The 10982-nt window shown below is 65.1% G+C and carries 9 protein-coding genes; 6 read left to right on the top strand and 3 right to left on the bottom strand.

The genetic code is table 11. From position 1 onward, the window contains the following. The first annotated feature begins 508 nt into the window (after nt 1-508). Nucleotides 509-988, top strand: a complete 480-nt coding sequence (locus AB1451_14520) for a universal stress protein (protein ID MEW6684110.1) — start codon at nt 509-511, stop codon at nt 986-988. 84 nt (nt 989-1072) lie between these two features. Here AB1451_14520 and AB1451_14515 read toward each other — a convergent pair whose 3' ends face one another. Next, nucleotides 1073-3151, bottom strand: coding sequence for an NAD(+) synthase (locus AB1451_14515; GenBank protein MEW6684109.1), 2079 nt, complete (start codon nt 3149-3151; stop codon nt 1073-1075). An 84-nt stretch (nt 3152-3235) separates the two neighbouring features. Continuing rightward, a complete protein-coding gene (gene dinB / locus AB1451_14510) occupies nt 3236-4336 on the bottom strand; it encodes a DNA polymerase IV (GenBank protein MEW6684108.1) in 1101 nt (366 codons plus the stop codon). A 67-nt stretch (nt 4337-4403) separates the two neighbouring features. Here dinB and trxC point away from each other — a divergent pair, with 67 nt between their 5' ends. From trxC to AB1451_14495, 3 genes are read left to right on the top strand one after another with little or no spacing between them, the layout of a single operon-like run. Further along, nucleotides 4404-4844, top strand: a complete 441-nt coding sequence (trxC, locus tag AB1451_14505; GenBank protein MEW6684107.1) for a thioredoxin TrxC — start codon at nt 4404-4406, stop codon at nt 4842-4844. Nucleotides 4845-4852: 8 nt separating this feature from the next. Continuing rightward, entirely contained in the window at nt 4853-5569 is a 717-nt protein-coding gene (locus AB1451_14500) for an SDR family NAD(P)-dependent oxidoreductase (protein ID MEW6684106.1), read from the top strand. After that, nucleotides 5566-6048, top strand: coding sequence for a DUF456 domain-containing protein (locus AB1451_14495; GenBank protein MEW6684105.1), 483 nt, complete (start codon nt 5566-5568; stop codon nt 6046-6048). Before AB1451_14500 ends, AB1451_14495 begins: the two co-directional genes overlap by 4 nt. Before the next feature lie 11 nt (nt 6049-6059). Here the strand turns inward: AB1451_14495 and AB1451_14490 are convergent, their stop codons facing one another. Next, nucleotides 6060-6908: a hypothetical protein gene (locus tag AB1451_14490; GenBank protein MEW6684104.1), complete on the bottom strand. Its 849-nt coding sequence runs from the start codon at nt 6906-6908 to the stop codon at nt 6060-6062. 290 nt (nt 6909-7198) lie between these two features. On the opposite strand from AB1451_14490, the gene AB1451_14485 reads away from it, so the two are divergent. Then, nucleotides 7199-8017, top strand: coding sequence for a CheR family methyltransferase (locus AB1451_14485; protein ID MEW6684103.1), 819 nt, complete (start codon nt 7199-7201; stop codon nt 8015-8017). Continuing rightward, a complete protein-coding gene (locus tag AB1451_14480; GenBank protein MEW6684102.1) occupies nt 8014-10926 on the top strand; it encodes an FAD-binding and (Fe-S)-binding domain-containing protein in 2913 nt (970 codons plus the stop codon). Before AB1451_14485 ends, AB1451_14480 begins: the two co-directional genes overlap by 4 nt. The last annotated feature ends 56 nt before the right edge of the window (nt 10927-10982 follow it).

Genomic DNA, 10982 nt, shown 5'->3' with positions numbered 1-10982 from the left:
CCCCCCCCCGGGGGGGGGCCCGACCCGCTGCTGGGCCGTGGGGGTGGGCGGACACGGCCAGCGTCGTTCGCGGGAATGGCTACGTCTTCCGGCGCTTCGAGATCCGTTTCAGCGCCTCAATGCCCGAGCGTCCATGGCCGCGCACCACACGGGTCCGCGCGATGTATCCGGTTTCTGAGCTTCTCGACGCCTCGATCGTCTGGTATTGCGAATAGCATGCCGGAACGCGCATCGTCACCGCGGCGCGGAAAACCGCGCTATTCGCGGCGAGCGCGCGGAGAGCTTCCGCCGTGGCGGGAGATCGCTCATCTTCGAAACAACTTTGTCAGGCAAACCGCGACACTTTTGGATCGTGCGCCGTTGATCCGAATGTCCGTGTCGAGGAGCGGCCGCACCGGAGCAGCGAGCGATGCGCCGAAAACCGCACCGAGCTTGTGGAACCGCGTCGGTGATCCGTACAATGTAACGGCACCGTGACACGGGCTTCCCTCCCTCAGAAAGGACGCGTATGCCGACCGAACAGACCACCCGGTTCGACGTCAAGACCATCCTGGTTCCCACCGACTTCTCAGACGGCGCGCAGACCGCCCTCGACCACGCGACGGCGCTCGCCGCAGTTTTCGGGGCGAAGATCGTGCTACTCCACGTGATCGAGACGTTTACCTACACCATGACCGAGTCGCTCCAGGTAGTGAACGTGTACAACTTGATCAAGACGGCGGTCGAACCGGTCTTGGACGAGATGGTCCAGGACCTCCAAAAAGAACACGTCTCCGCGTCACGCGTTCTCGTGCAGGGCACGGCGTATGAGGAAATCGGGGTTCAAGCCAAGAAGGCCGGCGCGGATCTCATCGTCATGGGGACGCACGGTCGACGGGGCGTCAGCCACGCCTTCATGGGCAGCGTGGCCGAGCGAGTGGTGCGCACCGCGCCCTGCCCGGTGCTGACCGTGCGGACGCCGGAACAGAAAAAGGGCTCTGCTGCGTGACGGGTGCCGATGTCACGACCTGGGTGGATCTCTTGGATCTGGAAGAGGGGCGTTAGGACTCGGCCTGCCCGGTAGTCACGCGGACTACTCCGAATCCGACTCCGGAATCTTCTCGATCTGGGACAGCCAGACCGTGGCGGCGCTGTCGCTCGGCGCGCGGTAATCGCTGCGCGGGGAGAGGGACCCGCCGGAGCCCACCTTCGGCGCGTTGGGCAGACAACTCCGCTTGAACTGGCTGGACGCGAAGAATCGCTCGACGAACACGCGCAGCCAGCGCTTGATCTCGTCGATGCCGTAGGCTCGTTGCTCGCCCTCGGGAATGTCCGGCCACACGCCTTCTTTCGGCGCATGCCACGCGGACCAGGCGAGAAACGCCACCTTGGGCGGCGGGTAGCCGAACCGCAACGTGTAATACAGATGAAAGTCCTGCAGCGCGTACGGCCCGATCACATCCTCCGAACGCTGGGTGGGCTGCGGTTCGGACCGCGCGCCGGGCACCAACTCCGGACTGATCTCGGTGGCCAGCACCTCCTCCAACACCGAACTGACGTCGGTCCCAAGCTGGTGGGTCTTGGCGACCCAGCGGATCAGGTATTGGATCAAGGTCTTGGGCACGCTCGCATTCACGTCGTAGTGCGCCATGTGGTCGCCGACCCCGTAGGTGCACCAACCGAGCGCCAGCTCGCTCAGGTCGCTGGTTCCCACCACCAGACCGCCGTACTGGTTCGCGAGACGGAACAGGTGGCTGGTCCGCTCCCCGGCCTGCACGTTCTCGAAGGTGACGTCGTAGACGGGCTTGCCTTGGGCGTACGGATGGCCGATGTCCTGGAACATCCGGAGGCAACTGGGTTTGATGTCGATCTCCTGGCCCGCGCAGCCCACGGCCTTGATGAGCCGCCACGCCTGGTTCAACGTCCGACTGGAGGTCGCGAATCCCGGCATGGTGTAGGCCAGGATATGGCTTCGCGGGCGGTTCAACCGGTCCATGGCCTGGGCGCAGACCAGCAGGGCCTGAGTCGAATCCAGCCCCCCCGACACGCCGATCACGATCTTGACCTCCGGTCCGATGGCACGCAGCCTGGTCACCAGCCCCTGCACTTGGATTTCATACACCTCGCGACACCGCTCGTCGCGTTGCATCGGATCGCTCGGCACGTACGGGAAGCGCTCGTACCGGCGCACCAGCGGGAGGCGTCCCTCGCGCGGCAAATCCGCTGCAAACCGGATCGGGCGGAATGCCCCTAACGCTTCGCGGTGGCGAAGGACCGCTTGCCCGAAGCTGGTCTGGCGCATGCGGTCCTGGGCGAGACGGTCCAGGTCCACGTCGCCGGTGATGAGCTGCGGCCCTTCGGCGAATCGAGTGGTCTCGGCCAGCGGGGTGCCGTTCTCGTAAATCATGCCGTGGCCGTCCCAGGCCAGGTCCGTGGTCGACTCTCCGCATCCGGCCGCGCTGTAGAGGTATGCAGCCAGGCCGCGACTGGACTGGCTCGCCACGAGTTGCCGTCGGTAATCTGCCTTGCCGATGGTGCTGTTGGACGCCGAGAGGTTGATCAAAATCAAAGCTCCGGCCAGCGCGGCGTAGGACGACGGCGGGATCGGCACCCACAGGTCTTCGCAGATTTCGACGTGGAAGGCGAGCAGCGGATGGTTGTCGGCCTGGAACAGCAACCGGTTGCCGAACGGAATGTCGCGTTGACCGAGCAGCGCGATGGTCTCCCGGACGGCCGTATCCCCCGGCGCGAACTGGCGCATTTCATAGAACTCGCGGTAGTTGGGCAGATAGGTCTTGGGCACGACGCCCAAGATGCGCCCGCGATGCACTACCGCCGCGCAGTTGAAGAGCAGCGAATCGATGTGTAACGGCACCCCCACGACGATGACCACCGGGAGCTTCAGGGACGCGGCCACGATGTCGGCCAGTGCCGCGCGGCACCCGTCAAGCAGCGCCTGCTGTTGAAACAGGTCTTCGCACGAATACGCGGACAGCCCCAATTCCGGGAACACCGCGAGCATGGCGTGCTGGTCAGCGGCCCGCTGCATCAACGCCATGGTCTGCTCCGCGTTGAATGCGGGGTCCGCCACGCGGACCTCGGGGATGGCCACCGCAACCCGGACGAAGTTGTGGGTGTAGAGGTTGAAGAACGAGTCGTGGGCTCTCTTCAAGGTCGGGGATCCGTCACGGACGAGCTCCTCGTGTCAGCAGCATACTTCCTATGTGCTGGTTCAGGCAAGCGCCGACATCGAGGGTCAGGGTTGGGCGGTCGCCGGTCTTCCCAGCTTTTCGACCCGCACCCCGATTAGGCGGATCAATTTGAGCCGCGGATTCTCGCGCCGATCCAAAAACGGCAGGAACAGTTTCATGGCCTCCACTTCCAAGTCTTTCAATGAGGCCGTGGGCTGCGGCAACGTGTGCGACCGGGCCTTGGTTTCAAAGTCCGCAAAACGAACCGTGACCACCACGGTGCGAAAGGTCGAATAGCCGGATCGTTCCAGACGGCTCAGCACGTCCCGGCCCATCCCTTTCACGTGCTCGACCAGGGTCTGGGAATCGAGCGTGTCGCGGAGGAACGTCTCCTGCTCGCCGATGGACTTGACCTCGTCGCTCTCCTGAACCGGGTCGTCATCCCGCCCGCGCACGCGTTCATACAACACCCGCCCCCACTTGCCGAACCGCTCGACCAAATCCGCTTCCGAGAACCGTCTGAGGTCCTGCACCACCGCGATATCGTGCTGCCGGAGCGTGGCCTCGGTCTTGGGCCCGATCCCGGGGATCTTCCTGACCGAGAGCAGCGCGAGAAAGGCCTCGGCATCCTGCTCCGCAACGATTGTGAGCCCGTCCGGCTTGTGCGCGTCCGACGCGATCTTGGCGATCAGCTTGTTGGGGCCCAGCCCGATGGACGCGGTCAGGTGTTCCTGCGCCGCGATGTCGCGCTTGATGGCCAACGCGACCTCCCGAGCCTGCTCGTACCCGCCGGTTGCGCTCAGATCCACGTACATCTCGTCGATGCCGGCCTGTTCGATGGTGGATGCGTGCCGTTCCACGATGGCACGGATACGGCCCGACGTCTCGGTGTACTGCGCGAAGTTCGGCCGCAGGAACACCACCGCGGCTTTGCCCTGGCGGCGCGCCCACTCCGACCGACGCCAGGCCTGCGTAATCGGCATGGCCGAATGGATCCCGTAGACACGCGCCGCATAGTTGGCGGTAGACACCACGCCGCGCCCCTTGCCCTCCAGCGGATCAGCCCCCACGACAATGGGCAAACCCTTGAGCTCCGGACGCTCGCGCTCCTCCACCGCGGCGAAAAACGCGTCCATGTCCAGATGCGCGATGATTCTGGGCGGCATGCCCCACTCCGCGACCGCCGTGATCATACCGCGTACGTCACCGCTCCGGCCACGGTATAATCGCCGCATGGATCAGCTTCTGCATATCGTTTGCCCGAATTGTCAGACCACCAACCGCGTGCGACAGAACAAGCTGGCCGCGGGCAAATGCGGCAAGTGCGGCAACGCACTCTTTGTCGGCCATCCAATCGAGCTGACCGCGAGCGCATTCACCCAACACGTGGAGCGCAACGACATCCCGATGGTGGTCGATTTCTGGGCGCCGTGGTGCGGACCGTGCCACATGATGGCTCCGGCGTACGAAGCCGCTGCCAAACAGCTCGAACCCACGGTCCGCTTCGCCAAGGTCAACACCGACCGGGAGCAGCAATTGGCCGCACGCTTCGGCATCCAAAGCATCCCCACCCTGATCCTTTTCAAGGGAGGCCGCGAAGTCGCCCGCCAATCCGGCGCCCTGAGCAGCGCCCAGCTCACCAACTGGATTCGAGGGAAAATACACGGCCTGTGAGGTCAACCATGTCGCATCTTAGAGATCAGGTTGCCGTGATCACGGGCGGGAGCAGCGGGATCGGGCTCGCCATCGCCTCATCACTCGTGGCTGAGGGCATGCGTGTGGGGATTTGCGCTCGCGATGAAAAGAAACTCCGGCAAGCGGCAAAGACTCTCGAGGCGAGCGATGGGAAGGTCCTAGCAATTCCGGCGGATGTGTCCGCGGCCGATCAGGTCGCAACCCTCATCAAACACGTCAAGAACGCGTTCGGCAGGATCGACGTTCTAGTCAACAACGCGGGTGTCGGCCGGTTGAAATCCATTGCCGAATCCACGGAAGCCGAATGGGACCGGATACAGGCCATCAATTTGAAGGGGACTTTTCTTTGCACCAAGGCCGTTCTGCCCATCATGAAACGGCAACGATCCGGCTACGTCGTCAACATAGCATCCCTAGCTGGAAAGACCGGCTTCGGTGGCGCGGCCGCCTACAGTGCGTCGAAATTCGGGGTGGTGGGCTTGACCGAGAGCCTGCTGGAAGAAGCCATCATACACAATATCAGGGCCACCGCCATCTGCCCGGGCTACGTGGCCACCCCCATGGTCCAGGGTGCGCCGGTTCCTCAAGAGGAAATGATTCCGCCGGAAGACATCGGCAAGCTGGTGGTAGGGCTGCTGCACCTCTCCGCGTATACCGTGATCAAAGAGATCGTGATCGAGCGCAAGGGCGCCATCGGCACGTGACCCCGACCCTCTTGTGGATCTTTGCCACTCTGTTGGTCGCGATCGGCCTGCTGGGCCTTGTCCTTCCGGTTCTGCCCGGTGCTCCCATCTTGTTCGCCGGGCTCCTGCTCGGGGCCTGGGCGGACGACTTCGCCTACGTGGGAGCGCAGACGCTGATCGTGCTGGGCGTGGTGGCGCTGCTGACCTACGGGGTGGACTTTGCGGCCACGGCGCTCGGCGCCAAGCGAGTCGGAGCGTCCAATCGCGCGATCTGGGGTGCAGTGCTCGGCGGACTGGTTGGAGTGATCTTTGGCTTGCCCGGGTTGCTGCTCGGTCCGTTCGTGGGAGCCGTGGCTGGAGAGCTGTCGGCGCAACGCGACCTCAAGGCCGCAGGACGAGCCGGGCTGGGGGCGTCGATTGGACTGGCGTTGGGCGCAGCCGCCAAACTCGCCCTGGGGTTCGGAATGATCGGTGTCTTCCTGCTCGCGCGCTTCGCGTAAGGAGTGACCGGCTACTTGACGTCGAACTCCATCGCCATGCCCTTTTCAAAGTGCGGCTGGCCCGTGTCGTGATCAGGAAAGAGACAGAGCAACCCGTAGCGCCCGGGCTTGAAGTCCATTTCAAACACCGCGGAATCGCCGGGCGCCAGCCCCACCACGCCGCCCATGGGCTTGCCGGGCGGCGAGCTGGAAATCGGTTTGCCGGGAGTCAGCGCCGCGCCGAACGCCTTGGCGGTCCCTTTGGCGGGAAGTTGGACCACCAGGGTTTCGTGCACTTGTTGGCCCTGATTGACGACCTTGATGGTATGACGACCGGCGGTGATGGGCTTGGACGGTCTATAGGAGAAATCCGCGAGGGTGATCGTGATGTCGGGCACGATCTCCGGCTCGGGCTTCACCTCACCTGCGGTCACGGTGATGGATTTGGTCATGCCCAAGGTGAAATGGGGCGTTCCATCGGCAGCCGGCATCCAACACACCAACACGTAATCGCCGGGGGCGAGGAACTGCAGCGTGCTCGTGCGCTCTCCGGCCACGATGCCGTTGGGACCTCCCACCAGCCGGCTCCAATTCGGCAGACGTCGCGGATTGGCCTTGGCCGCAGCAGCGAAGTCCGCAGCCGAATGTCCGGTTTCCAGCTTGACGAGTTGCATCTGGTGCTGCTCTTTGCCGGTGTTCACCACCTGTAGATTCGCCAAACCGGGTTCCACTCGGTCCGCTCCGCGGAAACCGTATTCGAACGCCTCATACGAAACGATCCGATAGTGTTCCCCGGCCTCGGCCACCGACACGCCATCAGGCGCGATGCCGAATCCGATGATCGCCAGCCCCATCGCCGCCCACCTTGTGTGTCTCCACATATGACAGCCCTCCTCTTGTCCGTCTCCGCAGTTCAGCCAAGCCAAGCCCAGCCAAGCCAATGATTCGCGCTGCATCGCTTCACCTGTAACGACCGCTCCCAGTATCGCCAATCAGCCCCTGTTCGGGATATCCCCCGAACGGGCTAGTCCTCACGAGATTATGAGTGAGGAGCGCGGGCCGTCAGGCACCAGGGTTTGAGCGGCCCGGTGGCCCTTGCTATGATGCGACGGGCTGGGGCCAGACTTTTGACGTGGCTGCGGAGCGCGTTCCACGACGGACCCGATCGGAGATGACAGATCCCGAGTGCGTCCAGTTCCTTCAATGGGCCTTGCCCCGGCTTCGCTTTCGCTGGCCGGGTTTCCGCAAAGTCCGCCGAACGGTCTGCAAACGGCTTGAGCGCCGCTTCCGCGAGCTTGGGGTGCCGGACCACGCCGCGTATCGAGCCTACCTCGAAGCCCATGCGGAGGAGTGGCGCGTGCTCGACACGTTGTGCACGATCACGATCTCAAGGTTCTATCGGGACCGTCAGGCCTTTGCGGCCCTTCAGCAGGACGTGCTTCCCGCCTTGGTTCAACTCGTGGTCGGCCGGGGAGAACCTGCGCTGCGGTGCTGGAGCATCGGGTGCGCCTCGGGAGAAGAGCCGTACACCCTCTCCATCATCTGGAGGCTCGGGCTCAAGGACCCCGTGCCTTGCGATCTCCGAATCATGGCGACCGACATCGATGACGAGTTGCTCGTCAGGGCCAGGATCGGCTGTTACCCCGCGAGTAGCGTCAAGGAGTTGCCGCCAGATTGGCTCGCAGCGGCATTCACCCGGTCAAACGGGCTCTACTGCTTGCCGGAAGAATACCGCCGGCCCGTCGTCTTCCTACGCCAGGACATCCGGTCGGTGACCCCGGAGGGCCCGTTCCACCTGATCCTCTGTCGAAACCTCGCTTTCACGTACTTCGACGAGGCCATGCAGCGCAACGTCCTCGCGACGATCACGGCTCGTCTGGTCACCCAAGGAGCGCTTGTCATCGGCTCGACCGAATCTCTTCCCGAACCCGCCGTGGGATTTGCGGAGTGGGGCGGGAGCCGCGGCATCTGGCGACGATCCTCCGGGTGAAACAGCCTCCGGGCGAGGACCTGACGCAACGGCTCGGCCTACGGGACCTCGTCGCACCGCGCGTGTTTGAGCCACCTCTGGCCACTTGCTATAATTCGCGCGTGTCGGATCTTGCAGTCCCAACCCGTGCGCTGATCGACGACCTTGCCCGCCTGGTCGGACCCAACCAGGTCCTGGGCGACCACCCCGCCCTCACCGCCTACGCCATCGACGCGGGCATCTACCGGATCCCGCCGCGCGCGGTCGTGCTCATCGAGTCTGAAACCGACGCCGCGAAGATCCTGGCCTTCGCGCGGCAGCGCCGAATCCCGCTCACGTTTCGAAGCGGCGGCACCAACCTCACCGGCAACGCCGTCGGCGAAGGGATCGTGGCGGACTGCTCGCGCCTACGGAGTATCCGGGCGATCGACGTGCAGGCCCGCTGGGCCCGGGTTGAACCGGGGATCGTCTACGCGGATTTGAACGCCGCGTTGGCACGCCACGGCCTGAAATTCGCCCCTGATCCGTCCAGCGGAGAAATGTGCAAGCTCGGCGGGATGCTGGGCAACAACGCCGCGGGTCCGCGCTCGCTCAAATACGGCGCGGTCAAGGACAACGTGCTGGGGCTGGACGTGTGGTTGGCGGACGGCACCAAACTGGAGGCCAAACCCTATCGCGTGGGCTCTCCCGAGTGCGAGCACCTGTTCGCGTCGGTTCCCGCGATCCGTGAGCTGGAGCGGCTCGTTCGCAGCCACCGCGACGACATTTTGGCCAAGCGGCCGGCCGTGAGCAAGAATTCGAGCGGCTACAACTTGTTCGCGTTGGCCGAGGGTCTGGAGCGCGGGGTGCTCGACTTGCCCCGGCTGTTCGTGGGCAGCGAAGGCACGCTCGGACTCGTCACCGCGGCGACGCTCAAGCTCGTCCCCCTGCCGCAGGAAACCGCCGCCGGACTGTTCTTCTTCGACCAACTGACCGAGGTGACGCGCGCCGTGAGCGCGCTGCGGCCGCTGGGACCGAGCGCGCTGGAGCTGATCGACGGTCACACGTTGGACCTGATTGGACGATCGCGATTCAGCATTCCGGAGCGCGCCGCGGCCGTGTTGATCGTGGAATTCGACGAAGCGCCGGCGGCTCAGCGCCTTACGCAGGCCGACGCCGCGTGCCGCGGCCTCGCTCAGGCGGCTCCGCCCGCGCTCGCGGTGGATCAGGACCAACAGGCCGCGCTCTGGGCCGTCCGGAAGGCGATCTATCCGACCTTGTACCGCTACGACGCGCTGCGTCACCCCGTGAATTTCGTGGACGACGTGGTCGTGCCGGCCGAGCGGCTCGCGGAACTGGTCGCCTATTTGGAATCGCTATTCAAAGCCGAGGGCGTGACCGTCGCGATCTACGGGCACATCGGCGACGGCAACGCGCACATCAATCCCCTCCTGAACCTACGGGATCCCGCGGACTTTGCGCGGATGGATCGCCTCTCGCGAACGATTCACGCCGTGGTGATCGAGCGGTTCGGGGGCTCGCTCTGCGGCGAGCACGGCGACGGCCGGGTGCGCGCGGAGTTTCTCCCGGCCATGTACGGGCCGGAATTATACGAGCTGTTCGTCGAGACCAAGCAACTGCTCGACCCGGAAAACCTGCTGAACCCCGGCGTCAAACTCTCGTCCGTTCCGTTCACCGAGCGGGTCGATGTCGAGCGCCTCGCCAAACCCTGCGCCACCTGCGGCAAGTGCAACACCGTGTGCCCGGCCTACGACGTGGCCCGCGAAGAATCCAACGGGGCGCGCGGCTGGTACCACGTGTTGACCGCAACGGACTATTCGTACGAACGGGACGGCCGGGTGGTGGAGGCCTGCTTGAACTGTCGGTCCTGCGCCGTGGTGTGCCCCGCAGGGATCGACGTGTCGCGCCACGCGCTCGCGCGACGCGCGGAGCGACCCAACCCCGCCGCGGGCTTGGTCGCGCGGGCGTTGCTCAGGCCGCGGCTGTTCGAGCCCGCGGTCAAGGCTCTCGCCGCCACGCAGCCGCTGTGGGACCGCCCGCTCCCGCGACGGATCATCGAGACCCTCACGCGGCCGTTTTTCCGCCGGCTCGCTCCGGCCGCCAGGCTCCCCCGCGAGCTGCTTCTCCCTCGCCTGGCCCGCACCACCCTCCGTGAGCGCCACCGGGCGCTGACCGCCGAAGCAGGCGCCACCGGCCCGACCGCGTATTTCCACGGCTGCGCGGCCAACTACTTCGACGACGGCGTGGGAGACGCGGTGATCCGGTTATTGCGCCGCCGCGGCATGGGACCGGTTCTCCCGGCCCAACGCTGCTCCGGGACGCCGATTCAGACCTACGGCCAGACCAAGCCATTGTTGCAGGCCGCGCGCTTCAATTTGGAGCACCTGGCTCCTTTCGAGACGGTCGTGACCGGTTGCGCCTCGTGCACATTGATGCTCAAGGACTACCCGACCTTGTTCTCCGGTGACGAACAGCGTCGCGCCGAAGCCCTCGCCGGCAAAGTGAAGCACATCTCCGAAGTCCTGGCCCACGATTCACTCGCCCCCTCTCCCCCTCGCCCCGTCGCGGGTTCGGGCCTCACCGTCACCTACCACTCCTCCTGCCACCTGCGGGCCGCGGGTGTGAGCACGGCGCCGCGCGAGGTGTTGCAACGGCTGCCCGGCATGCGTTTCGTTGAGATGGCCGATGCGGACCGCTGCGCAGGAGGTGCCGGAACGTTCCTGGTGAAAGACCCCGACCTCTCGAATCGGATTTTTGCGCGCAAACAGCGCGCGGTCGAGGACTCAGGCGCCGAACTGGTGGCCACGAGCTGCCCGGGTTGCATGATTCGGCTGCGCGCCGGGCTCCCCGGCACCGTGCGCGTGGCTCACGTGGCGCAACTGGCGGATGAGGCCGAGACAACAGGCCGCGGGGATCACCCCCCCGACTGACGCAATGCGCATCGCCTTCGGATCACGCCTCGCCGCCGGGTAACTCATCATGCACC

The organism is Nitrospirota bacterium, assembly GCA_040757335.1.
GTDB lineage: Bacteria > Nitrospirota > Nitrospiria > 2-01-FULL-66-17 > 2-01-FULL-66-17 > JBFLXB01.
Note: the sequence above shows the minus strand (reverse complement) of the source record. Positions and strands in the feature narration are given on the sequence as shown.

Excerpts from the sequence above, each read along its gene's own strand:
- AB1451_14520 (MEW6684110.1), top strand. The coding sequence starts at position 509 with ATGCCGACCGAACAGACCACCCGGTTCGACGTCAAGACCATCCTGGTT.
- dinB (MEW6684108.1), bottom strand. The coding sequence starts at position 4,336 with ATGCCGCCCAGAATCATCGCGCATCTGGACATGGACGCGTTTTTCGCC.
- trxC (MEW6684107.1), top strand. The coding sequence starts at position 4,404 with ATGGATCAGCTTCTGCATATCGTTTGCCCGAATTGTCAGACCACCAAC.
- AB1451_14500 (MEW6684106.1), top strand. The coding sequence starts at position 4,853 with ATGTCGCATCTTAGAGATCAGGTTGCCGTGATCACGGGCGGGAGCAGC.
- AB1451_14490 (MEW6684104.1), bottom strand. The coding sequence starts at position 6,908 with ATGTGGAGACACACAAGGTGGGCGGCGATGGGGCTGGCGATCATCGGA.
- AB1451_14485 (MEW6684103.1), top strand. The coding sequence starts at position 7,199 with ATGACAGATCCCGAGTGCGTCCAGTTCCTTCAATGGGCCTTGCCCCGG.